Origin of the sequence: Pontibacter virosus (assembly GCF_003096355.1) — a bacterium.
GTDB classification, from domain to species: Bacteria; Bacteroidota; Bacteroidia; order Cytophagales; family Hymenobacteraceae; genus Pontibacter; species Pontibacter virosus.
Genome location: NZ_QEKI01000007.1, coordinates 94,035 through 118,982, shown reverse-complemented (window position 1 = coordinate 118,982; position 24,948 = coordinate 94,035). Strand labels below are relative to the sequence as shown.

The 24,948-nt window shown below is 47.6% G+C and carries 22 protein-coding genes; 3 read left to right on the top strand and 19 right to left on the bottom strand.

The features are described from left to right. Positions 1-230 precede the first annotated feature (230 nt). The 12 genes from C8E01_RS12535 to C8E01_RS12480 all read right to left on the bottom strand — a co-directional run bounded on the left by C8E01_RS12535 (position 231) and on the right by C8E01_RS12480 (position 15,237). On the bottom strand, positions 231-689 hold the full coding sequence (locus C8E01_RS12535) for a hypothetical protein (RefSeq protein ID WP_076668407.1): 459 nt from the start codon (positions 687-689) through the stop codon (positions 231-233). A 90-nt stretch (positions 690-779) separates the two neighbouring features. Continuing rightward, on the bottom strand, positions 780-1,286 hold the full coding sequence (locus C8E01_RS12530) for a DUF4385 domain-containing protein (RefSeq protein WP_116543787.1): 507 nt from the start codon (positions 1,284-1,286) through the stop codon (positions 780-782). Then, the gene (locus C8E01_RS12525) at positions 1,258-3,336 is read right to left on the bottom strand and encodes a cation:proton antiporter (protein WP_116543786.1); all 2,079 of its coding nucleotides are present in this window, start codon (positions 3,334-3,336) and stop codon (positions 1,258-1,260) included. Before C8E01_RS12525 ends, C8E01_RS12530 begins: the two co-directional genes overlap by 29 nt. Before the next feature lie 1,385 nt (positions 3,337-4,721). Next, entirely contained in the window at positions 4,722-6,338 is a 1,617-nt protein-coding gene (locus C8E01_RS12520) for an Ig-like domain-containing protein (protein ID WP_116543785.1), read from the bottom strand. A gap of 76 nt (positions 6,339-6,414) precedes the next feature. Further along, positions 6,415-7,302, bottom strand: coding sequence for a class I SAM-dependent methyltransferase (locus tag C8E01_RS12515; RefSeq protein WP_116543784.1), 888 nt, complete (start codon positions 7,300-7,302; stop codon positions 6,415-6,417). Continuing rightward, complete coding sequence (mnmG, locus tag C8E01_RS12510) at positions 7,303-9,165, bottom strand: tRNA uridine-5-carboxymethylaminomethyl(34) synthesis enzyme MnmG (RefSeq protein WP_116543783.1); 1,863 nt, start codon at positions 9,163-9,165, stop codon at positions 7,303-7,305. 67 nt (positions 9,166-9,232) lie between these two features. Beyond that, positions 9,233-9,661: an rRNA maturation RNase YbeY gene (ybeY, locus tag C8E01_RS12505; protein WP_116543782.1), complete on the bottom strand. Its 429-nt coding sequence runs from the start codon at positions 9,659-9,661 to the stop codon at positions 9,233-9,235. After that, a complete protein-coding gene (locus C8E01_RS12500; RefSeq protein ID WP_101444487.1) occupies positions 9,645-10,070 on the bottom strand; it encodes an ATP-binding protein in 426 nt (141 codons plus the stop codon). The genes ybeY and C8E01_RS12500 overlap by 17 nt, the downstream gene beginning before the upstream one ends. Before the next feature lie 31 nt (positions 10,071-10,101). Next, the gene (locus tag C8E01_RS12495; RefSeq protein WP_116543781.1) at positions 10,102-13,410 is read right to left on the bottom strand and encodes a DUF4175 family protein; all 3,309 of its coding nucleotides are present in this window, start codon (positions 13,408-13,410) and stop codon (positions 10,102-10,104) included. Positions 13,411-13,567: 157 nt separating this feature from the next. Beyond that, positions 13,568-14,329, bottom strand: a complete 762-nt coding sequence (locus C8E01_RS12490; RefSeq protein WP_116543780.1) for an exodeoxyribonuclease III — start codon at positions 14,327-14,329, stop codon at positions 13,568-13,570. Between the two features lie 97 nt (positions 14,330-14,426). Next, a complete protein-coding gene (locus tag C8E01_RS12485; protein ID WP_116543779.1) occupies positions 14,427-14,777 on the bottom strand; it encodes a hypothetical protein in 351 nt (116 codons plus the stop codon). Positions 14,778-14,883: 106 nt separating this feature from the next. Beyond that, the gene (locus C8E01_RS12480) at positions 14,884-15,237 is read right to left on the bottom strand and encodes a carboxymuconolactone decarboxylase family protein (RefSeq protein WP_101444491.1); all 354 of its coding nucleotides are present in this window, start codon (positions 15,235-15,237) and stop codon (positions 14,884-14,886) included. A gap of 95 nt (positions 15,238-15,332) precedes the next feature. Here C8E01_RS12480 and C8E01_RS12475 point away from each other — a divergent pair, with 95 nt between their 5' ends. Then, the gene (locus C8E01_RS12475; protein ID WP_243409553.1) at positions 15,333-16,019 is read left to right on the top strand and encodes a ComF family protein; all 687 of its coding nucleotides are present in this window, start codon (positions 15,333-15,335) and stop codon (positions 16,017-16,019) included. Positions 16,020-16,082: 63 nt separating this feature from the next. Here C8E01_RS12475 and gldJ read toward each other — a convergent pair whose 3' ends face one another. Both gldJ and C8E01_RS12465 read right to left on the bottom strand, forming a co-directional pair. Further along, positions 16,083-17,318 (bottom strand): gliding motility lipoprotein GldJ, encoded by a 1,236-nt coding sequence (gene gldJ / locus C8E01_RS12470; protein WP_116543778.1) that lies wholly within the window; start codon positions 17,316-17,318, stop codon positions 16,083-16,085. Positions 17,319-17,381: 63 nt separating this feature from the next. After that, positions 17,382-18,395 carry a PorP/SprF family type IX secretion system membrane protein gene (locus C8E01_RS12465; protein ID WP_116543777.1) on the bottom strand — a complete coding sequence of 338 codons (1,014 nt, stop codon included), beginning with the start codon at positions 18,393-18,395 and terminating at the stop codon, positions 17,382-17,384. 106 nt (positions 18,396-18,501) lie between these two features. On the opposite strand from C8E01_RS12465, the gene C8E01_RS12460 reads away from it, so the two are divergent. Then, positions 18,502-21,528 (top strand): AsmA family protein, encoded by a 3,027-nt coding sequence (locus C8E01_RS12460; protein WP_116543776.1) that lies wholly within the window; start codon positions 18,502-18,504, stop codon positions 21,526-21,528. 267 nt (positions 21,529-21,795) lie between these two features. After that, positions 21,796-22,587: a DUF4382 domain-containing protein gene (locus tag C8E01_RS12455; RefSeq protein WP_116543775.1), complete on the top strand. Its 792-nt coding sequence runs from the start codon at positions 21,796-21,798 to the stop codon at positions 22,585-22,587. A 112-nt stretch (positions 22,588-22,699) separates the two neighbouring features. Here the strand turns inward: C8E01_RS12455 and C8E01_RS12450 are convergent, their stop codons facing one another. The 5 genes from C8E01_RS12450 to C8E01_RS12430 all read right to left on the bottom strand — a co-directional run bounded on the left by C8E01_RS12450 (position 22,700) and on the right by C8E01_RS12430 (position 24,870). After that, positions 22,700-23,176, bottom strand: coding sequence for a DinB family protein (locus tag C8E01_RS12450; protein ID WP_116543774.1), 477 nt, complete (start codon positions 23,174-23,176; stop codon positions 22,700-22,702). 2 nt (positions 23,177-23,178) lie between these two features. Further along, the gene (locus C8E01_RS12445; protein WP_116543773.1) at positions 23,179-23,574 is read right to left on the bottom strand and encodes a DUF6970 domain-containing protein; all 396 of its coding nucleotides are present in this window, start codon (positions 23,572-23,574) and stop codon (positions 23,179-23,181) included. 91 nt (positions 23,575-23,665) lie between these two features. Beyond that, positions 23,666-24,052 (bottom strand): diacylglycerol kinase family protein, encoded by a 387-nt coding sequence (locus tag C8E01_RS12440; RefSeq protein ID WP_116543772.1) that lies wholly within the window; start codon positions 24,050-24,052, stop codon positions 23,666-23,668. A gap of 87 nt (positions 24,053-24,139) precedes the next feature. Next, the gene (locus C8E01_RS12435; RefSeq protein ID WP_116543771.1) at positions 24,140-24,451 is read right to left on the bottom strand and encodes a peptide-methionine (R)-S-oxide reductase; all 312 of its coding nucleotides are present in this window, start codon (positions 24,449-24,451) and stop codon (positions 24,140-24,142) included. Positions 24,452-24,474: 23 nt separating this feature from the next. Then, positions 24,475-24,870 carry a methionine-R-sulfoxide reductase gene (locus C8E01_RS12430; protein WP_116543770.1) on the bottom strand — a complete coding sequence of 132 codons (396 nt, stop codon included), beginning with the start codon at positions 24,868-24,870 and terminating at the stop codon, positions 24,475-24,477. Positions 24,871-24,948: the final 78 nt, after the last annotated feature.

The following is a 24,948-nucleotide window of genomic DNA, read 5'->3' as shown; positions in this document are numbered from 1 at the left end:
TCTACGATAGTTTTTCCACAGCGCCATACCTGTTCTGCAGGTATAGAGAACTGTATCTAGAGTAGCTTTCTGCAAGCCTTGGTCTGTCATCCGTTAGGGTCTATACCTTGAGGCAGGTACAGCTTTTTTTCCGGATCTACACTTCTTTTCAGGTTATTTGCTCCAGGTGAAAGCAAAAAAAAACCCCGGCTCCTTTGCAGAAGCCGGGATTTGTGCATGAACTGTTTTTCTTATTTCTCTGGCCAAACAACCTCGAGGTTGTCATTGATGAACACACCGAAGTTCACGGCGATCAGCTGGTCTTCGTCGAAGTACAGGTCGATCATTTCTTTTTCGTAGGAAATACGTGTTTCGCCTGTCTCCATTTCCTCTTCCTCCAGATCTTCGTAGCCGTGGTCAGCGAAAAGCCTTTTCAGCTGCTCCTGACTCATTTCGAAAATGCGCTCTTCCCACAACTTCACATCGCGGTTAGCTGTTTCTATGCAGCTCAGTTTGTAGTCGTCCTCCTTGTCGAAGTACAGTGAGTAGCCTTCCTCCCAGTAGTTCCAGGCCTGGTGCTCAAACTCATCTTCTTCGTCGGACTCTTCTATCTCTTCAGGTTCGCCCAATAGTGCTTCTACTTCTTCCATTGTAAGGCCAAACTTGATCTTACCAAGCCCTTTGCCTAACCTGATTTCTTTGTTAACCATGTTGCTCTCTAGTTTTATCTTGTATGCAAAGATATGTGATTTACTAATTTCGGAATTAAAAGGTTAGGTGATTTAATATCCTCCTATTTTTTAAGACTCGTATTTTGCCCTGAAATCTGCCATTAGTCTTTTGTAAGTTTCATTCTCTTTGGCATCCTCCCATTTTTCTTTGAAGATTCGCGCCGATTCCGCTTTTACCGGGTCTGGGTCCAGGGGTAACAGATCCCGGCCGTGGGCTCCGCTTTGCCCTTTCTTATCATCCGGAACAGGTCCTTTGTACTTCTGGCCCGTGCGGTGGTTGGCGTAGCGGCGTGAGCGGGTGTATCCCATCTGCAAAAACTTGCGTGCCATGTCGGCGCCTACAAAGTCGTTCTGACGGAGGTAGTCCAAAAACAAGCCGTAGATATGCTCCGATGACTCCCGTGCGATCTGAGGCGTCTTGAAGCGCCAATGCGGCAGTATCTCCGACTTATAGGGCTCTACCAGCAAAACGCCCTGCTCGCCTTTGCCTATACGGTACAGCTCCGGGTTTTTCCTGAAATCAGTTGATTTGAAATCAAGGTCGTAGTTAAAAGCCTTCGATTTCTCTTGTTTCATTGGTATAGCCTGTCGTCTTGAACTGATTGTCCTGGTACATGTTTGGGTGCTGCTCCGGGTATATGATAATGAAGCTGTTGTCTTTGTAATTGCGCGAAAGCACTCGCGGCACATTGTCGAGCACGCCATTGTAGGACACAGTGCCTTTGCGAGCCGATATCACCACCACCATATCATCCTTGCCTATACCTGTCTGGTTGTTCGCAAACTCAGGCATTGTCGGTCTTGGCATGTAGGTGGCATCCATGGCCGGCTTGCTGCTTTTTACGGTAGATTTAATGTTGTTGATTGTTCTGTGGCCTGCCATAAACACCACCTTGGTCCCTAGCTGCGTAGCCATCAGGCGCACGGTGCGCATCCATCGCAAAAAGCCCCTTTCAAGTTCGGCGTAAGCTGGCACTATCACCACCAGACGACTGGTTGTGTTTAGCGGCTGCATGATTTTGCACACCAGTATCATCTGCTCTGTGTTCTCCAGGAGGTTGTCGAGCACGGTCCCGAAGATGCGATCTCGCGTGGTGATTTTAGCGTTCCAGCCCAGCACCACCTCCGTAATCATCAATTCTTTGATGGCGCGGAGAATGCCGCTGGCAATGTTTATGTCAATTTTGGAGACCAGCTGCACATCGTTATCAGTAGCTGATGCGTGGGTGATGGCCTCCTGCAGCATCTTGTTCTTTTTGAAAATCTCTTCTTCGGCCTGCTCATTGTCTAGCACAACCGCTAGTGGGTAGATGGGTTCCTTGTAATCCGGGTTGCGCAGCATGATAGACAGGTCTATCAGGTTTTCTATGTTCTGTGGATTGGCAATCGGTACCAGGATGCGATCTGGTTTTTGACTCAGGTCCGGCTTGCGTCTGCTCTCGATGATAGCGAGTTTCTTGCCTACCTTTTCCGTCACAAAAGAACTTACCAGACAGGTCACCAGGATCAGGACGATGGTACCGTTAAGCGCATCCTCGTTGATGATTCCCAGGTTGAAACCCACCAATATAACGGCCAGTGTGGCTGCCGCGTGCGCGCTGCTCAATCCAAATATCAGGTTACGTTGCGTTGGGCTGTAGCCGTATACCTTCTGCGTTGCCCAGGCTGCCAGGTATTTTGTAATGAGCGCCACCACTACAATAATTCCTGCTATGATCAGGGCTTCGGGCCCTCGAAAGAGCACGCTCAGGTCCACGATCATCCCCACATTTATCAGGAAGAAGGGAATGAAGATGTTGTTGCCTACGAACTCAATTCGGTTCATCAGAGCCGAACTATGTGGTATAAGGGTATTGAGTGATAACCCTGCCAGGAAGGCTCCGATGATGGCCTCCACGCCCGCCAACTCTGCCAGAAATGCCGCTGCGAACACCATGGTGAGCACAAAAATATACTGTGCTCCCTTTTCGCTTTCTATTTGCTTGAAGAACCAGCTGGCGATGCGTGGAAACACGAACATAACGATGCTCCCAAATACAGCCAGCGAAATAGCTAGCTTTATCCAGTACCACATATCCAGATTGCCTGCCGCTCCGCCAGCCACCACGGCCAATACCAGGAGCACGGCCGTATCGGTTACAATTGTTCCGCCAATGGTTACGGTTACCGCTTCGTTTTTGCTTATACCCAAACGGCTGACTATGGGGTAAGAAATCAGGGTGTGCGAAGAGAACATGCTGGAGAGAAGTATGGCTGAGATCAGCTCAAACTCCATGATGTAATAAAAGATAAGTGTTCCTACCGTAATTGGTATCAGGAAGGTGAATGCCCCGAAGACAAGACTTTTGTTTTTATTCTTTTTGAAATCTATCATATCGATTTCAAGGCCGGCCAGGAACATGATATAAAGTAAGCCCACCGTTCCAAACAGGATGATGCTCGAATCGAGCAGTAGCAGGTTGAACCCATTCGGACCCACAATCACACCTGCCAGTATAAGCCCCACTATACCCGGTATTTTTAGCTTGTTGAGTATAATGGGGGCAATCAGGATAATCAGCAGCACCAGTGTGAAGATCAGCACTGGGTCTTCGAAGGGTGGTACCAGCTTTAAAAGAAATGTCATAGTTTTATGTTATGTGTCTTTTACCTTATAAATATAGAGCTTTTATTTTTTTACTTTTTCCTGCGCCTCTCTCCCCTGCTTTTCTGCGAATGGTTTTCTCTTCCTTTTTGAGCCGACTTATCCAGCTTTCCACATCTTACCTGACCTTATTAATTTTAATTAGATAAATCTTTAAATAAATCTTCTTTCATCATTAAGGCTGTTTATAAGTTGATAAGTGTGGAACATTTAGACTTGTCCTCATTTACTTTTTGTATACCTCGCTCATACACTTCTCTTCCCACATATTATTTTTCTGTTAATTTTTCATCTTCAATCACTTAACTGTCTTGTCCACTTTTACCCATTTTGTGTGCATTACTTTTTTCACATACAGTTGCCTCCGTGGAAAAGCCTTTTTAGGGTATACCTTTGTTAACCACTTTCCACTTTTTGGTTGTTCCACAGCCCCCTTGCTATACCTGTGGAACATGGGCATGTTGAGTTATCAGATTTGCTCCACACTTGTCCACAGTTATACCCGCTCTTTTTGTGGATTATTAGATGGGTTTTTTTATTTCAGAAACACGCCGATTTTTAAGCAGCACACCATTCGGTTTTACCTCTTACGGCATTCCGAAGACTTTATTTGCAAGCTTAAGTCTACTTTGTTTCATTAGTGGTTTATTGCATGTGGGTTTTGCTAATACTTATCTATGTTTGTGTGGCCTGAGCTTCCTACACGCATCTATCAGTTCCTTGTATTGTATTCTTTTAGCTATACATAAATGATGCTTTCCGATGCGTCACTATTATCTATTTTACTTCTGGCTTAGTACCAGCCTAGCAAACAGGTCATACTTCTACTGATCTACTCAAAAGCAGTTTTTAAACTCTCTAAATGTTTGATCGTCGCTTTATGGATCTACCAGTATTAAAGGAAGCTTAAATGTATGGGTATTACTGCAGGCTTATATGGATAGGTGTTATGTAGGTGATACCGATTGTAACTAGTGAATCTCTACGGTAGCTTTCAGTTTCATTATCCACTTTTTTAATCTGGTCTGCTTGCGTTATTGGCCTGGCTATTCAAATAACGCACTTAGTTACTTTATACTCGAAACAGAGCTTTTAAAGATTTGTTGAATAATATTACCCTTTTAAAGCTGATTGCTATTTGGGGTTATTTGTCTTATCTTTTGTCAAAGATCCCTTTTTTTCATTTGAGTGGATTTTCAACGGTCCTGACTTACGCTATCAACCAGCTTTGCTATTGTTGAAAAATTTCCATTTTATTTGTCACACATCAGCTGTGCTACATTATGATGCATTTTTATCCACGCCTGTTTGAATGTATATCTAGTGGGTTAACAAAAAAGGGAAGCTAAAACAGCTTCCCTTTTTTGTTAAAATGCGATGTTCTCTTCCATATCCCAATTCGCCCGGATCTCCAGCGGTTTGTCATGCAGGTATACCTGTTCTGGCTCCTTGACGAGTTCTGGGTCTCCTCCATCCCATTTGCCGTTGTTGTTGGCATCCAGTATTACCCGGATAAAGTAAGTGCCCGGATCGATGTTTCTGAAGTTGTACGTTTTGGCATTACGCACCTGGTTCTTCACTCTGTACTGGTTGTCTACCAATTGAACGATGTAATTTGTTTGCTGTGTTTTTACCGCTCCTCTCAAAGTGCCGGCTCCACGCGCTTCTGCTATCGTTATTTGTATGGCAGGTTTACTGAATTGTTCTCCCTGCACTGGCACGATGCCGGCGCTGTCTAAAACGATTGTGGCTTCACGCATGGTGTTCGTCCACCGTGGCATTGCAAAACTCAGTTCTGTTCCAGATCGGTCTAATTTTACTTGGTCAGGATAAGTTAGTCTGGCCACTACAGTGCTATCAACCAGTAGACGTATCGGCTCCTTCGATTGTATCCTTACCGGTGTTTCCAATTCAATGGTCACCAGTTGGCCTTCGCTTATCGTATTGTTATTGCCTGTGCCGTTTCCATTCGTTTTTAATCTGGCCCCGCCCACACGTTGTGCTCTTTTTCCCTCAAATGCTATCTGCACTGTATCCACTGTGCGGTTCGCAGCCGAATCTAGTGCTGTTAAAATAGCTCTGCCTCCTTTAAACCGGTTGTCTCCGAATAAGTCAACAATCTTTCCGTCTGATGAAATTTTATAGATTAGAGTGTCTTTTGGAGAATCGACGGCTGTAGCAGAAAAGCTTTCCAAGCCTTCATTATAGTTCGCTACAAAGCGGTCTGTATACCTTTCGCGGCGCTGTAGCAGGGGCCTTTTTGTATCTATTCGTACTGTCTTCAATATAATGTCCTGTTCTTCACTTGTTACGCGTATCGGTTCTCCCCTATAAGCGATCCACTCATCTTCGTTATCATACAGGGAGTTGTTGTTTTTATCTGTTAGTGCATATATTCTGTACTCGCCGTCCTTTATATTTTCGAATACGAACTCCCCATTTGCATCCGTTTGTGTCTGATAATAAGGTCTGCTTTTCCGGATGCTGAGTGTATCATTCGTTGGGTACAAAGCCACCACGGCTTCATTCTCCGGTTGTTGTGTCAGGAGCCTTAGCACTTGTCCGCTTACTCGGCTTGAATCAATGAACGTTCCTGTGCTAAAGGTCAGGCCAAGTCCTTCCGCTATGTTCTTCTCTGTGATATCTTGTATGCCTTTTCTAAAGTTAAAGGTATAGGTTGTATTTTCTTGAAAAGGTTCTTCAAAGACCAATTCTAACCTTGTCCTGCTTAATCTTACCTGGTATTTGTTGTCGGTAAATGGCGTTATCAGCAATTCCTTCTGCAGGTTATTTGGCTGCACCTCCTCATTGAAGTCCATTGTGATTGTGCGAGTGCTGACGTTGAGCTCCTGCGGTTTTGGATTGCTGGTTAGAAGCTCGGGAGCGTCTTCGTCTTTAGGTCCTCCCTCCGGGTTATTTATACTCGCACAAGAAGCGACTATAATGGTGGTGGCAGCGAGAAAAATACTGTTGACAAGTTTCATCTACTATTCGTTTAAATGAAAAACAGGCAAACTTTCGCTTGCCTTGTTCTTATTTATTAACACTCTTTTACGGTGCTTATTTTCTTTTTGCTACAAAGATGAGGCTCGAATAATCTTTGCCGTTTTTCTCTGCATAGCTATTGGACTTATACCCATTCAATACGCTGCTGATGACCTTTGTCTTTCCCTCCTTTTGTTTTTCGCTTAACATACTGACATAATAAGCATCAAATTTCATAGGTAGCACCTCCTCCAGTTGCATCTTGTGCTTCTTAAGCAGGCGTTTCATAGTGGGCTGCGTGAAATGATACAGGTGCCGTGGTACATCATAAGCTGCCCAGTTTGCCTTGTACTGTTGCGCGTCATGCGAATCGGCATTGGGAACAGCTATGATCAACGTACCATCTTCTTGTAACAGGTTTATGAGTTCTGCCAATGTTTCGTTTAGCAAATGAATGTGCTCCAGTACATGCCAGAGGGTAATAACTTCAAATTTTTCACTTGAAATCTCCTCAAGACCTTTAACTACTGTTTCTCCTGTCAGTGATGAGGCTTCCTCGCGTGCACGAACATTTGGCTCCACTCCTCTTATACCCCAGCCATCCTGTTTACAGGCATTTAAGAATACGCCTGTCCCACAGCCATAATCCAGTATGGTGCCTTTGGCTGGTGCATGTCTGTTGATAAGCTCTACCTTTTGCTTCGTTGTAATGGAGCGCACTACATGATAGGCCCTGTTGATAATGCCCGTCTTAATGTTGCTGTGCGATATGTATTCTTCAGATTCATAGTACTTATCAATACTGGTGACATCAGGACGTGGGTTTGTAAACTTGAAGCTGCAGTTCTCGCACTCCACAATTACAAAGCTCTCTTTCGACACCGCATTGTCTGTTACTACCAAAAAGTTTTTAAAATCTTCCTTGCCACATATCGGGCAATGCTCCAGTCTTTCGTAGCTCATTTATTTTCCAAGGTATACCATTAGTACCGATATGTCAGCTGGCGACACGCCACTGATGCGCGATGCCTGCCCGATGGTTTCAGGCTGTACGCGCAGCAATTTTTCGCGTGCTTCTGCTGACAAGGCAGGTATGTTGCGGTAGTCTATTTTCTCTTTGATGTTATAGTTCTCGAGCTCACCCATTTTAGCAGCCATCGTATGCTCCTTTACAATGTAGCTCTCGTATTTCACTGCAATCTCAGCTTGCTCCACGCTGTCAGCTTTAAACTTGCTCAGATACTCAGCTACGGCCGGCACCGCTTCAGCGATATGCTTTATCTCGATGTTTGGTCGCTTGATCAATTGACCTGCCCGCTGCTTTTCTACGATCGGAGCCGAGCCCATTAGCTCCAGCATGCTGTTGATATCTCCCGGCTCAATCGGCTTGTTATTCAAGTACGCAATGATTTCGGCTGACTCCGTTATCTTCTTATCCACAGCTGCCATACGGTTTTCATCAGCCAATCCTAGTTCATAGCCTAGCTTCGTCAGGCGAATATCGGCGTTGTCCTGACGTAGCAGGATGCGGTGCTCTGCTCTGGAAGTAAACATGCGGTACGGCTCGTCCGTCCCTTTGTTTACCAGATCATCGATCAGCACACCGATATAAGCTTCTGATCGCTTCAGTATAAACGGTGCTTTCTCGTTTATCTTGTTGTGTGCATTTATACCTGCCATCAATCCCTGGCAAGCTGCTTCTTCATACCCTGTGGTTCCGTTTATCTGACCTGCAAAGTATAGGTTCTCCACCACCTTGGTCTCCAGTGTTAAGTTGAGTTGGGTCGGTGGGAAGAAATCGTACTCGATGGCATAGCCTGGACGGAACATTTTGGCATTCTCAAAACCTACGATCTTCCGAAGCGCTTTCAATTGTACATCTTCAGGTAGCGAGCTGGAGAAGCCATTCACATATACCTCTACCGTATTCCACCCTTCAGGCTCCACAAAGATCTGGTGACGGTCACGGTCGGCAAAGCGATTGATTTTGTCTTCAATTGACGGGCAGTAACGAGGACCCAATCCTTGGATACGACCCTGGAACATAGGCGACTTCTCGAAGCCAGTTTTTAGGATATCGTGTACTTCTGAATTGGTATAAGTAATAAAGCAGCTGCGCTGTTTTGCCAGTGGCGTCGTTTCAGTGTATGAGAACTTTGATGGATTTTCATCTCCGAATTGTTCTTCCATGCGACTGTAGTTTAATGAACGACCATCCACACGCGGAGGAGTTCCGGTCTTCATACGACCTGCTTCAAAGCCAAGCTGGATCAGCTGTTCGGTTATACCTTTCGCAGATTTTTCGGCTGAACGGCCACCACCCATTTGCTTCTCGCCAATGTGGATAATACCATTCAAAAAAGTGCCATTTGTTAATACAACAGCCTTTCCACGTATGGTTATCCCCAGGCTGGTACGAATCCCAACGGCTCTTCCGCCCTCCACTTCTATACCTGTCACCATCTCTTGCCAGAAGTCCACATTCTCGGTTTGTTCTAAAGTTAGACGCCAAGCTTCGGCAAATCGCATGCGGTCGCTCTGCGCGCGAGGGCTCCACATAGCAGGACCCTTTGACTTATTAAGCATGCGGAACTGGATCATGGTCTCGTCAGTTATGATGCCGCTCATACCTCCAAGCGCATCCACTTCCCGTACTATTTGCCCTTTCGCGACTCCACCCATAGCTGGGTTGCAAGACATTTGGGCAATGGTATTCATGTTCATAGTTGCCAAAAGAACTTTAGAGCCCATTTTGGCCGCTGCAGCAGCGGCTTCACAGCCTGCATGACCCGCACCAACAACTATGATATCGTATTCTGGAAACATGTATTCAGTATTTAGAGATGTTTCACGTGAAACATCAAAGAGAGGTTGGTAATTCCTTTTATTGCGATTAAAATTTCCGCAAAGATAAGGAAGAATCTTCGAGTTTGCGCATAGCTACTTCCTGCTCAGGGGTTTTATCTTTGAAACCTAGCAAGTGAAGTACGCCATGGATGAGGACGCGGTGAAGTTCGTCGTGGAATGAAGTGCCGTGCGTAGCGGCATTGTCACGCACCCGGTCTATGCTTATAAAAACATCACCTTCGATAGTGCCTTCTATGTCGGCATTGTCGAAGGTGATGATGTCTGTGAGTGTGTCGTGATCGAGGTACTCAACGTTGATCTGATGCAGGTAATCATCAGAGCAGAAAATGTAAGTCAAACCTACCAATTCATGCTCATGCTGCTCTACAATGTCTGCGATCCAGTCGGAAATCTGTTCTGGGTTTTCCAGCGAGAAATCGATGTCCTCGCTGAAGAACTCAATTAGATGATCCATTCTGTAAGGAAGTGATGTTGAATATGAGTTGCACCTTTTTACCGTTGTCAAGGAAGTTCACCTCGTCACACAGGTTGCGCATTAAGAAGATGCCACGACCACCAGGGTTCTCTAGGTTCTCTGGAGCGGTAGGATCCGGAAGGGTGTCATAATCAAAACCAGGGCCTTCGTCCTCAATTTCAAAAAGAAGCTGATTGTTCTCTACCTGAAGCGTAAGGTATACTAGTTTTTCCTTGTCGAATTTATTGCCATGGCGGATGGCATTGTTTACAGACTCGGTAACGGCTACCATGATGTTGCCATACACGTCGTCTTCAAACTCGAATTCTTCCTTTGAATTGTCTATGAAGCTTTCTATAACCCGGATGTTCTCGATTAAGGAAGGAATCTGAATTTTAACCTGATTCATATAACTTGTTAGTGATGCTATAAGGTGCGTATTAGTTACTCATATGCTGGAAATACTCGCTTACCTTCTGCTTATAGTAGGGCGTTAGGGCCGGTGGTACAGTCTGCAGTAATTCCGTTTGTTTTTCTTTCGTTCTTAAATACTTCTCAAATGACGGCGGAACTCGTCTGGCTACATCCTGAGCGCTCTTGGCCTCACGTTTGTTGTCCAATTCCCGCTCCTTCATAGACTTCTCTGCTTCCAGCAAACGAGTGAGTATTTCGCGCTGTCGCATGATGGTCTGGTCAGTCAAACGTTTATTAACGAGATCAGTCTCGCTTTGTTCCATCATCTTGGTGATATTTCCTAACTCACCATTGCCGCCCTTTTCGCCAGGTTTCTGTCCCTGCTTTTCCATTTCCTTCAGGGCGTTGCGCAAAGCCTCCTGCTCCGCAGCTAATTTAGCTAATTCTTCAGACAGTGCCTTACCTGACTTGCCACCTTTTTTCAATTCTTCAATTTTTTTGTTCAAAGCATCCTGCATCTGACCAAAATCGCCCGGTTGCGGCTTGCTGCCCTTCTGTTTGCTGGCCATACTGCCCTGCATTTGCTGCATGGCCTGCTGCATCTGCTTAAGCGCATCGTTCAGCATCAGGGCCAGGTTATTCATGGAAGTCATAGCCAATTGTTGCTGAGCGGTAGCACGACCCACGTTGCGGTCGCGCAGGTCTTTCATGCTGTTGTCCATGCTTTGGTTCATCTGTGCCACCTCGCGGGTCACGAACGACTCGAGCTGAAATACTTTCTTGGCAAGGGCAAAAAGGCTGTCCTCAATCACCTTTGCATTGTCGCGGAGCGAGAGCTGTTGCTGTGAAAGGGATATGAAGCGTGGGTCGCTTTGGTTAACGCCCCGGAAGGATTTCATCAGACCCTCCTGGTCAAAGGAAAGCTTGATCAGGTTCTCCAGAATGTCGCGGAGGTTGTCGAGGTTCTGCTCCATCCCCTGCATGCTCATGCTATTCTGCATTTGCTCCATCTGCTGGGCCATTTGCTTCATCTTCTCCCCCGCCTTCTGCTGCGACTCGCTGGCTTTCTTGTTCTGGTTCTTTTCGAGCTGTTGCTGCCCCTGCTCCATGTCCTGCTCTATCTGTTGCTGTTCCTGCTGCATCTGTTGATCGTCCATCTGGTTCGGGTTCTGAAGCTTGTCATTAAGTTCTTTCAGGTCCTTCATGTCCTGCTTCAGCTGCTCAAACTCTTCTTTTATACCTTCCTGCTCCTGTTGCAGCTGCTTGTTGTCCTCCTGCTTCTGGACAGTTTTGTCGGCCAGTTCTTCCTGTTCCTTGGCCATTTCCTCTAACTTGTTGGTGATATTGTCGAGCTTTTGCTCAAACTGAAGCTGTTTGAATAACTCCAGTGCTCTTTCGAGTTCACGTTCCAGGTTGCGCTCACGGTTGTCGAGTTTGCTCAGCAGTTTCTGTAGCTCGGAGTCTTTGGGGCTTTGCTCCTGCAGTAGCTTTTCTAGCTCTTCGTACAGCTTCTTGGTTTCCTCATCCAGCAGACTGTCCATCAGCTTTTTCAGTTCCTGCGCTTTCTCGGCCAATTGCTTGTCCTGTTCCGAGAGCATGTTCTGCTTCTTGTTGAGCTCATCAAAAAGCTCTTTCATGGATGAGATGTCCTGCTCCAGTTGCTTGCGCTTTTCCGCCAGGTCCTCCAGCTGCTTTTTGTCCTGCCAGTTCAAGTCACGCTTGGTTTTCATCTTCTCCTCAGATTGGGCAAGTTCCTCTTTCAGCTTAGTGCTCCTCTCCAACGATTTGCTGAGCTGGCTCTCCACCGACTGTGCATTGCTGATCAGTTCCTGCTCGAGGTCTTTTTTACTCGGCACCCGCAGTTCAAAGGAACGCGTACGTGCGCTCTTGGGTCCCTTCAAGCCGTCGTTGTCCCAAACCTGCACAAAGTACTCCAACTTGTCACCTGGATTAAGCTGCAAGCCGGCTGTGTTCCACTGGTGGTAATAGGTCTGGTTGAGTTGCTGTCGGTTCAGTCCGATCGGTACACTCTTATACTTGGCCTGCGGATTTTTATCGTTGGTCACCTTATAGTTGAGCACCAGTCGGGTCAAACCGTAGTCATCCGCTATTTCGCCGGCTAGTACCACAAAGCGGTATAGGGCAGAGTCGTGGAACTGCTCCAGCGTGATCTGCGGATGACGGTCAGGTATAGTTGTAATCTGGTAATTGATCTCTTCCTTGCTGGTACTATGGGCGTTCCGAAGGTCTACACCATAATTCTGGCTTTCGGTAAACTGCTTGCTGGCTGTGAATAAGTTTGCCTTAGATTTGGCTACAAGCGTTTCAGAGGGGTTTTCTAATTTGATTTCAACACGCTCCGTCTCGGTGGCGTCGAAGTTCCAGGTGATGGTACTGCCAGCAGGTACAGTGGCATTGCCTGTATTTTGAATGAGCTCAGGCTTCCGGTTCAGATAAGCGGGGTAAACCACTTCCATATGAAAGTTCTTCAGGCTAGGCCGGGAGAGCAGGTTCAGGTTGTAGTCATCAGACATGAAGCCAGAGCCTTCTAACTGAAAACCCATAGGTCGTTGAAGCTGCTTAAAGGTATAGGTATAGCCATTGCCATTCTTCTGCAGTCGCTGGCGTCTGCCGTTGTAATGGATGTATACCTCATTGGGTATAGTCTTGCCTTCCAGCTGCACTTTCAACTCAAAGTCCTCTCCTCTGTAGGTCTGCAGCGACTCATTCTCTACCACAAACCGGAAAGGAGCCAAAGGGGTGTAATGTTTCTTGTAGTTTAGGATACGCTCGGTGCCCTGCACAAATATGGTAGGGTATAGCAAAGCGATCAGCAGCATAACGACTGCAGGCAAGGCAATGTATTTCAAAAGCGGCTTGTTCTCGCGATAGGTAACGGCTTCCTCAAAAGGATAGTTGACTAGCTGGGAAGAGCGCTGGGCTATACTGGCAGCAATAAGCTCGTTGGTGCGGTCAAGGTCTTTTAGCTGAATGGCGTTCAGTAACTTATCTTTTATTTCCGGGTAATGGTCTCCTACCCTGGCGGCGGCCTGCTCATCTGAGAGCAGTTTTCGTAGATTGGTTAAGGCCGAGAGCGGAAGGATGATCCAGCGAACGAGGGCGTAGATAGTGAGGGCTACGAAAGAAAACAGCAAAAAGGCCCGTACAAAAACCGGGAAGTAGAAAATGTACTCCAGCAGACTGTAGACAATGTAGATGGACATCAGCAAGCCTACAGCGAAAATGCTCCCCCGCAACAACAGGTTGAGGTAGAACTTTTTCTTAAAGGCCTGCAGCTGGTATAACAGCCTGTCCATTGCATCGTGCTGATTCATCTGCCTGATTCTTTATTCGTGACTAACCCATGCTTACAGCTAATAATTAACCCCAAAGGTATAAGTTCTTAAAATAGAGAAATTTAAGAGAACCTCCTACCTCATTTACTATTTAACTGATGACAAGGTCGATTTAGTATACGTACAGGGCGTTGCACTATATAATATCCAATAATACAGGGCAGTGATCGGAGTGTTTGGCCTCCGGCAAAATAGCTGCCCGTTGCATGCGCTCCTGCAAATTGCCCGTCACCATGTTGTAATCGATACGCCAGCCCAGGTTCTTGGAGCGTGCTCCTGCCCTATAGCTCCACCAACTGTAGTTATGTGGCTCTTTATTGAAATGGCGGAAGCTATCCACAAAACCACTCTCAATAAACCTAGTCATCCAATTGCGCTCTTCAGGCAAAAACCCAGAGCTATTGGCATTCGATTTTGGATTATGTATATCAATCGCATGGTGACAGATATTGTAGTCGCCACTGATCACCATACCTGGCAGGGTCTGCTTCAGGTCTCCGATATACCCATTGAAATCGTCAAGCCACTGCATCTTAAAGCTCTGCCGCTCGTCGCCACTAGAGCCGGAAGGCATGTATACGCTCATCACTGAATAATCGTCATAATCTGCACGGATCACACGGCCCTCGTTATCATAGCACTCCATACCACAGCCAATTTCCACATGGTTGGGCTTTTCCTTACTTAGGATGGCCACCCCACTATACCCCTTTTTAACAGCAGGGTGCAGGTATACGTTATAGCCCATGTCCTCAAAAATGGCCCGATCAAACTTGTCTTCGCAGGCTTTAATTTCCTGCAAGCATAACACGTCCGGGTTGGCAGCTTTCACCCAATCCTGAAACCCTTTAGAAATAGCGGCGCGGATGCCGTTTACGTTATAGGTAATAATTTTCATACTTCCTGTTTCACAGTCCATGTATAGGCAGCATGCCTCCCTTTATCTACCAGGGGAACATGCTGCCCGTACAGGTTAAATAATTGTTCTTGAGATGTTAAATTTCGTCGGCTCTGTCGAAGTACTCCAGGATGTGCCATTTCAGCATTCGCTCTTGCTCCTTCAAGTTGGTGAAAGGAATAGGTTTGACAGAGCGGTAATGCGGCCAACCTTCCTGGTCAACATGTTCTAACTCGTAAAAACCGGATAGGCTGAACACCTTGCAGGTGGCAATATGCATCAGGTCCTGCTTTTCTTCTTTTGTGAAATCTGAGATACCCCTGCCCAGTTCCTGTATACCTATCAGAAAGAGGATGGCATTCAAGTCAGGCTTTTTCCCGAAAGTCTTCATCATGGAAGCCCGAAGATTGGTCCATCGGTGCTCCAGGTTAGAGGATTCGTCGGCCATATAAGTTAATTGTTAAATGGCTGAATTGTTAAATTGTTGTCCTCAACATCGTAAGGATCACGAAGAGTAGCAGCAAGTAAACAACCCAGCAATTGAAATATTTTGTTTAAGAAGCGCTTTGTTGGGCTTTAAGTTCCTCCCAGTACTCGACTGCACGACGGAAATGCGGGATCACGATAGAGCCTCCCACCAGGTTGGCAATCGAGAACACCTCAAACACCTGCTCATCCGAAACACCTTCTTCAAAGCATTTGCCCAAGTGGTACTTGATGCAATCATCGCAGCGGAGCACCATGGAGGCCACCAGGCCAAGCATCTCCTTGGTTTTTACATCCAAGGCACCTTCTGCGTAGGTGTTGGTATCGAGATTAAAAAAGCGTTTAATTACTTTGTTGTCGTACGACATGATGCGTTCGTTCATGCGCGTACGGTATTCGTTGAATTCTTCTATCTGACTCATTGTTGTGTGTGCTTTGACTATTTTATGCTATTAAAAGTATAAGAGATAAAGTTAATCGAAATTATCAAGAATACCTTAACCACATCAGCCCCGCTATGTTACAGGATTTCCTGTCCCTGCTTTTCCCTGAAATATGCCATGCATGCGACCAGCCTTTGGCGCGAGGAGAGCGCTACATCTGTACCGAGTGCAACGTGAAACTGCCTTATACCGACCTGCATCTGCATGGCGCTACTGAGCTGAATTACCTGCAGCAGCGATTTTGGGGTAAGGTGCCCATTAGGTTTGCGTTTTCCTATCTGCATTTCAGATCTAAAGGACGAGTGCAGCGCGTGCTTCACAAACTCAAGTATAGAGGGGCACAGGAACTGGGGGAGCATCTGGGCAGACGGTATGGAGCCATACTGTCAGAGCATGGGTATGCATCGCATCTCGACCTGGTTATACCTGTTCCGCTCCACCACCTGAAACAGCGACGTCGGGGCTATAACCAGTCTGATGGATTTGCTAAAGGACTAGCCGAGGCGCTACAAATTCCGTGGAGCAACAAAGTGCTGGAACGTGCCATAGACACTGACTCGCAAACCAAGAAAAGTCGCCTTGACCGTTGGCAGAACGTGGAGCAGGTGTTCATTGTGAGGCAGGCGGCGGAAGTGAATGGAAAACGAATATTGTTAGTCGATGATGTGCTGACGACCGGGGCGACACTGGAAGCCTGTGCTCAGGCGCTGTTGCAGAACGGATGCAGCGATGTAAGTGTGACCACTATTGCGGCAGCCTAGGTATAAATGCAAAAAGCCCGGGTATACCCCGGGCTTTTTAAAATATAGTATTAACTGTTAGTTCTATCTGTTAGATCCGGCGTTGATCATCGCGCAACGGAAACCGATTGTTGCTGTAGATGAGTCCTGCGCCATGTATCTTCTGGTACCTGGAGACAGCCAGTAAGCTACATCTTTCCAAGAACCTCCTTTGAAAACGCGTACTTCGTTGCTGATCAGGGAGTGGAAGCCTTCTGCTGTATCGTAATTTTCAGCTTCGTCCTGGTAGCCGTCTCTGCGGAACGGGTTCAGGTCTTCTACGTCCTGGAATGAAAGCGGACGGTACACGTCCTGCACCCACTCGTTCACGTTACCAGCCATGTTGTACAGACCGAAGTCATTTGGCGGGTAAGCGTAGATGTAGTCCGTGATCATGGCACCGTCGTTGAGGGAACCGGCTATACCGGCATAGTCACCGCGACCACGCTTAAAGTTAGCCAGGAACTGACCCATTTTCTTGCCGTGTGGGTTACGCAGCTGATGGCCATCCCAAGGATATAGTCTTCTGTTGTTCTGGTTTTCGTCTTCGTTGTACTGGGTACCGATCAAAGCCTGGGCAGCATACTCCCACTCAGCCTCTGTTGGGAGACGGTAGTTCGGCAGCACATAGCCAGACTCAATAGAAAGTGCAGTCGCTTCGGTTGCTTCCTCCGTACGGTTTCTACCGAAAAGTCCTCTTCTCTTAGTGCTACCACCAGTTGCTTCTTTAGCCAGGTTTTCATTCACCTTAGCTGTACGCCAGGTGCAGTAGTCGTTGGCCTGTAACCAGCTAACACCTACTACCGGGAAGAAACGGAAACCAGGGTAACGCAGGTAATACGTTACATAAGGGTCGTTGAAAGAAAGCTGGCGGGACCATACAGTCGTGTCCGGAAGAGCGGCTACGTATACCTCAGGTATAGAGTCACGCTTCAGGTAGTGCAGGTACTCCAACCAGTGGATGTTAGCCACCTCGGTTTCGTCCATGTAAAAAGAAGCTACCGTTACCGTGCGCTCTATATTGTCGCGGGTCATGGCGATGTCCTCCTCCATAGAGCCCAGCGTGGTACGGCCACCTTCAATAAATACAAGGCCTGGCGCCTGAGGGAAATCTTCGTAATCGTTTACCTGAAACGCAGTCTCGTCCTCGTTATATTCTATACCCGTGGCCGAGCTGTAATCGCCTGGGTCAGTGCTAGTTGGATAGCCGCCACCTTTGCCACATGATGCAAGGAGAGCCCCTCCTACTACAACGGCAGATACATACTTAATAAGCTTCATAGATTAGGACCTACTAATGATAAGGTTCTTTTAATGTAATTTAACGTGCAATTATAACTAAATTCAGAATGCCGGACAAACAATGTTATGGTTTATTTTGGACAATCGTCGGGCGGTGAACAAATTATTTAAGTTAAGTTGTTCAAAAACGAGCGAAATTTCATTCGCCCCTCCCGCCTGCCTGCCAAAACCCTTCACTCCCACGTCGTGGCTGAAGCCGATACGGAGCCTGTTGAGGCTCACGCCTGCAATTATACCTAAGCTTTGATCCTGCTCGGTACCTGTTGCAGGTACTACTTTATATATTACTCCTAACGCCAAAGGCGAATAGATAGTATACAAGGCTAAATCTATGCGGCTAAAATTTTGCTGATGTGTAAGGTTCAGTGCCGTGCTTATGCTAAACTCGGCATTGCCTGGCCTCAGGCCAGTGCTCAGGTAAAATTTATAGCCGGCGTTTGCTACAAATCGCAGGGGCAGACGGGTCGTCTCATCGAAACCATAGTTTGGCTGGTTAAGATGTGCTACGTTTAGTCCCGCCCAGAAATTGTTATTATACAGGATGCTGCCTACAGCAAAGCTTACATAGTTGGCTGGATCGAATTGATTGGCTTCGGCTGAAGTGAGGGCAGTTTGCCCGTAGTCAGAAAGTTGGTCGCCAAACACCAGGTTATCGTAATTGACACGCAGCGAAGCAATAGTAGTTTGAAGGCCGGCCGCGAGAGCAAGGTTTTCGGTAAGACGGGTATGGTAGGCATACGCCAAAGCCGCCTGCAGTTTTTGTAATCCGCCAATACCGGCGCGGTCTTGCTGCAGTACCATCCCAATTGCACTTTTGGTGCCCTCGAAACGGTAGTCGGCTGAGACCTGATTGGTGATGAAGGATCCGTTAAGCGAAGGCCACTGGTTGCGGTGAGCAACAGCCACGCTCCAGTCGCGGCCCAGTCCGCTGAAGGCAGGGTTCAGGTATAGCCGGTTTGCGTACTGTTGCGTAAAATGCGCATCCTGCCCTGTTGCCTGCAGGCTGCAGAGGCAAATCATCAGGCAAAAAAGTAATTTTGTGAGGCCTATGCGCATACTATCAGTACTCCTGAACGGTTATTGCTACAGAGCTTGTATAATTTCTGCATGGTTTTCGCTATAAAATTATATAGCTTAGCTTTTACTAAACGCAACCACCTATATGAAAAAAGTAGTTATCGGTTTTTTTGTCTTCCTAGCAGTGCTGTTGGCACTGGCAGCATTGGTGCCTCTGCTCTTCAAAGATAAAATTAAACAGGCCCTGGACAAAGAGATCGCCAAGAATATCAACGCTTCTGTTGTGTATGCGACAGATGATGTAAGCCTTTCCCTTTTTCGGGATTTCCCGAACATGTCGCTCGGCGTGGAGAACTTGCTGGTTGTTGGCCAGGATTCTTTCGCAACTGACACGCTGGCTAAGGTCCCTTCTTTCCGGATGGGTCTTGACCTGATGAGTATCATCAGCGGCAACCGACTTAAGATTAACAGCATCAAGCTCGATGACCCGACCATCCGCCTGCTCGTGCTCAAGAGCGGTAAGGCAAACTGGGACATTTTTATTTCTGATACCACCACAGCAGCCGAAGCTGACACAGCGGCCAGTGACTTCCGTATGGCGATCAAGCAATGGGATATCACCAACGGAACGCTATTCTACGACGATTTGAGCATTCCTTTCGGATTGGCGGCTTATAATGTGCAGCATACCGGCAGCGGTGATTTTGAGAAGAGCGTGTTCGATATGAAATCGCAGACCAAAGCCGACCGTTTTGTGATGACGTATGACGGGGTGAACTACATCGAAAACGCGGTGCTGGACGCCGACGTCACCATGGCCATGGACCTCGACAAGTACCTCTATACCTTTAAAGACAATAACATCCGCATCAACGAGCTGCCGGTACAGTTTGCCGGTACCATTTTGATGCCCGAAGAAGACATTGACCTGGACCTGACCTTCAAGGCTGCTGACACCGACTTCCGCAGTGTGCTCTCTGTGGTGCCGGGTATGTTCAAAGAAGATTTCAAGGACATCAAGACAGAAGGCAACCTGAGTTTTGACGGCTATGTGAAGGGACGTTTCAACGACACCCTGATGCCGGGATTCGGCACGGAGCTGAAAGTGAGCGAGGGTATGTTCAAGTACCCTGACCTGCCGCAGGCCGCCCGCAACATCAACGTAGACATGCGCATCGATAACCCAGATGGCAACATGGAAAACACCGTGGTGGATGTGCGCAAGTTCCATATGGACATGGGCAAAAATCCGATTGATGCCCGTGTGCTCATAAAAGGTATAGAAGTGATGCAGGTAGACGGAAACGTGAAAGCCGATATCGACTTGGACGAGGTAACCAAGGTGTTCCCCGTGGAAGGAATGACATTGCGCGGCCTTCTGAAAGTGGATGCCGATGCAAAAGGCACCTACAGCGAGAAGAGCATGCCGGTAATAGACGCTGATATGCGCCTGACCAACGGCTATGTGAAGTCAGCTGACTTCCCCGCGCCCATCCAGAACCTGAACGCAGTGGTGAACATCCTCAATAAAACAGGAAACACCGACGACACCCGCATCAACATAGAGCGCTTCAACATGACCCTGGACGGCGAGCCGCTGGAGGGCCGCATGCTGGTGCAGGGTATAGCGAGTCCTGCTTTTGATGGTCAGATAAAAGGTATACTCGACCTGGAGAAGTTAACCAAAATATTCCCGCAGGAAGGTATGACAGTGACAGGGCGCATCAACGCCAATGTGGCTGCTAAGGGCAAGATGTCAGATATCGAAGCTGAGAAGTACAGCAATGTGACGGCAAACGGTACCATGGGAATCAAAAACCTGAATTTCGTGAGCACCGACATGCCGCAAGGTATAAAAATCAACAGTGCTGATGCCGTGTTCAATAACGAGCGCATCCAACTCAATAACATGAGCGGCTACCTGGGCAAAAGCGACTTCAGAGCCAGCGGTACGGTGTCGAACTACATAGGCTATGCAATGGCTGAGAACCAGTCGTTGCGCGGTAACTTTGACCTTAGCTCCAATACCTTTAATGTGAACGAGTGGATGGTAGACGAGAATACCGGGCAAACGACAGCCGCTACTACCGAAGCTGAAGGCGTAGTAGAGGTGCCGGCTAACCTGGACATCACCCTGAATGTGGATGCCAAGCAAGTGCTTTACGACAACCTGAAGCTAAACAATGTAGGCGGCCGTGTACTCGTGAAAGACAAGGTGGCCCGATTGGAAGCTGTGAAATTCAACACGCTGGGTGGCGCTTTTGTGGCCAGTGGCAGCTACAATACCCAGAGTCTGAAACAGCCGCTTTTTGATATGAAGCTGGACGTACAAAACCTGAGCTTCAAAGAAGCCTTCAACGCTTTTAACACCATCAAAGTGGTTGCTCCTATCGCAGGCCTGCTAGACGGTACCTTTTCCACCAAGTTCAACTTCGCAGGGGAGCTCGGCCAGGACATGGTGCCGATCTTCAAGACGCTGGACGGCTCAGGTATAATTGATGTGGTGAAAGCGGCAGTGAGCAACGTGAAGATTGTGGACCAGATCAGCAGGCTGACGAACTTTAACGAGCTGCAGAACTTCGTGATCCAAAACAAGCGCATTGATGCCCAGATCATAGATGGCAGCCTGGTCATTCGTCCGTTTGACCTGAAAGTAGGGGACATAGAGATGACCGTGGGCGGCTCTAACAACGTGAACGGCAACATAGACTATGTGACGGCGCTTAATGTACCTGCTGGTAAGGTAGGCCGGGAACTGAATACCAGACTGGGGAGCCTGATTGGCAACGAGGCGCTTAAAACATCGGATCGCATTACCCTGAACCTGAATGTTGGCGGCACACTGTCTGAGCCGCGCGTGGCGTTGGCGGGTGGCAGTGCCAAGGGGCAGGCCAAAGACCTGGTAGAAAGTGTGGTGAAGAGCAAGGTAGACGATGCCCGCCTGCAGTTGGAGCAGAAGAAGCAACAGGTGCAGGACAGTGTGCGCAACGAACTTGACCGCCGACGTCAGGAAGCCGAAGACAAGGCGCGTCAGGAACTGGAGCGAAAGCGACTGGAAGCTGAGCAGCAAATTAAGAAGCAGGCAACAGATAAGATAACCGACTTTCTGAAGCCCAAATCGAAGCCAGCCACGCCACCTGTGCAGCCTGACACGACCAAAGTGCAGCAGTAAAGTATAATTTCTATAAAGGTATAGCCTTAAGGCAATTGTACTCTTTTAATTAAGCAAAAGCCGGCAGCAGATAACAGCTGCCGGCTTTTATTTTCTTAAAGCTATATAACATTGTTAGACTATTTATCGTTTTGCAGTCGCAGGCATCGGAGAAACCAAACAAATCCATATGCCTGGTTAAAAAAAAAATATAGCAATATCTGATTCTTCATTTTATCTTCATCTAAGGAACAGATATTTGCTATGTAACTTAAATATGCAATTTTTATGAAAGCAAAATTTGTAATTCCTTTTCTATTGAGCGGCCTGGTATGGTTTAGCTCTTGCGACTCAACAACTGACAGCACTGGTACGGCCCGTATGGAAGTGCGCATGACGGATGCACCGGGCGACTATGAGGAAGTAAATGTAGACATTCGCTCCGTGCAGATCCACAAAGAGGATACTGACAATGAAAGCGGCTGGCTGACACTTGATGAGATTAATCCAGGTGTATACAACCTGCTTGATTTCGCCAATGGTCGCGATACACTGCTTGCTTCTGCAAACCTGCCAGCGGGTAGCATATCACAGATCAGATTGGTATTGGGCGAGAATAACTCACTTAAGCTTAAGAATGGCGAAGTGAAGAGCCTGAAGACTCCAAGCGGACAGACATCCGGTCTGAAAGTGAAAATAAACGCTGATCTGCGCGAAGATGTGACCTACGTAGTACTGCTGGACTTTGACGCAGCCAAGTCAGTTGTAGCCAGAGGCAACGGAGAGTATAATCTGAAACCGGTTATCCGCACGATCACCCAAGCAGTAGCAGGTGGCATTGCTGGCAAAGTTACGCCTGCCGAATACAAGCCGGGCATTTATGTGATCTCTGCTGAAAATGACACCATTGGTGGTTTTGCCAATGATAACGGTGATTTCTTGATCAAGGGTGTGAAAGCGGGAACATACTCAGTTAAGTTCTATACTGGCGACGCCGCCCGTGACACGACTTTGACAAACATCAGTGTATCTCAAGACCAGATAAAAAACCTGGGTACTGTTCAGTTACCAATCAAATAAGTTTAAGGGGCAGTCCATTTCCTGTCTTGCCTCTTAAGTTCTCAAACAAAAAGGAGCTATTCGTGATGAATAGCTCCTTTTTGTTTGTCTTAGCTCTTATTTAGCAGAAGTGCTAATATACCTGTCCCATCAGCTCTCGCACATAAGTCACGTAGTCGGTGTTGGGCGGAGTATGGCCGCACTTGCGCAGGTCGGTGGCTACCTGGGCACGGTGGTAAGTTGCATGATTAAAAGCATGGGTCAGAATATCGAGTACGCGGGTGCTATACTTGTGGCCCTGGCTGTTGGTGTAGTCGATCAGGCGGTTAAACTCTTCCTCGTCAGCGTTCGATACCAGTTCGGCTATTTTGTAGGAGGCATACTGGTGCAGTTTGTGCAGTTCCTCAAGCGTATGCTCCTGCCATACCTTCACCGGGCTCTCGGTGCCTGTAATGCGGGCTATCCAAATGGCCTGCGCATTTAGCGCATGACTGAACAGGCGTGCTGCGTTAGCCGGCAGTTCGGGCAGCGAGTCGAATACATGCAGCATCGTCTGGTTGGCCCAGATGTTATATTCCGAAAGGTTCTTTAATACGTCGTTTCCAGTCATCTTCAATTATATTCTCTTTTATCTTCCCAAATTAAGGTTTCATTCGTCCGTGCGTCCAAAAAATCCGCGCAGCGCCCATCGCCCTGACCCGTTATGCCGCCTTCGGGCTCGCAGAGCAGGTTGCCCTCCGTGTCGTATACCTTGGAGGGGATGTCGCAGCAGCGGCTGGTGAGGTAGTAAACCTCCTGCTCATTGTAGGTATAGCGGTATACCTTGGCCGGTGGGTTTGCAACGTCCTCCTGCTCCAATTCCCGAATAAGCTCGCTTAGCCAGCCCGTAGGGATGTCCTTTGCCTGCTCCACCTCGGAAGTGGCAGTTCTTGCTGCTGTCTTGCAACCGACAGAAGCGATCGTCAGCAGGAGCGCAAGCGCCCACACAAATGGTTTAGGTATAGCCATAGCGTTTTTTCAGACGGAGCGCAAAGGTAGGCATTTATGGCTAAACACTGGTTATGGTACCGTATTATACCTGTACCTGCCTTTGCGGCATTTACAATTCAGTGTTTACGTAGTGGACCCAATAAGGTACGAAGATGAACAAACCAACAGCTACAGAGGTCATTGCAGCCATTAATACGCCGCCGGCCGCCAGGTCTTTGGTTTTGCCTGCCCAGATGTTATGTTCCGGCGACACCAGATCGGTAAGTGTTTCGATGGAAGTGTTGAAAATTTCGGCCACCCATACCATGCCAATGCATAGGATAAGCAGGCACCACTCTACCCGGGTGACTTCAAAGCGATAGGCCATGACCAGTACGATGATGCTGGCCAGCACATGCAGGTGCATATTGGGCTCGGAGCGGAATACGGCTGTCAGACCATTAAAAGCAAACCGGAAACTGTTAAAGCGGCTTCTGATAAAAGAGGGTCGGCTCATGATAGAATATAACGGGGTGAGAATATTCGGTTTTTACGATGATATACTGCTGAAACAGGTATAAAGTTAAGAGACAGCCCTGCATTGCTATTCTGCAAAACGGATGGCTGCCTCATTGATACAATAGCGAAATTGCGTGGGAGTGCGTGCGTCCTCGAAGAGGTGCCCCAGGTGCTGACCGCATTTACTGCACAGCAGTTGCGTGCGCTCCCGCTCATAGGTTTTGAGTACCTTGTGGATAACATGGTTCCCAATCTGCTCCCAGAAGCTGGGAAAGCCGGATCCGACCTCAAATTTACTGCTGGCCTCAAACAGCGCATGGCCACAACAGGTGCAGACATAAAAGCCGGTTTCATGTGCGCGACCATTGGCCGATACCTGTTGCCTGTGCTTAAACATTTGCTTGCGGCTATATCTGCGGTTTACTTTTCCAGATCTTCGACCGGTACAAATTTCATGGAAAGGGAATTGACGCAGTGGCGAACGTTCTTTGGAGTGAGGTACTCCCCTTCAAACACGTGGCCCAGGTGACCGCCACAGTTGGCGCATACGATCTCAGTGCGGTGACCGTCCGGGTCAGGTATACGCTTCACAGCGCCCGTTATCTCATCGTCGAAGCTAGGCCAGCCGCAGTTCGACTCGAACTTATATTCGGAGGTATAGAGCGGCGCATTGCAGCGGCGGCACAGGTATACGCCTTCTCCTTTAAAGCTGTTATACTCACCGGTGCCCGGATATTCGGTGCCTTTGCGCACAATTATGCGCTCTTCGTCTGGTGTCAGTTGGTTATATTCGGATGGGTCTTTCGCAATTTTCATAAGCTTATCTGTAATTACGTTGTGTATACGAAGGTATACAAATAACGCACCGCAAGGGCACGATCTGACAGGATGACC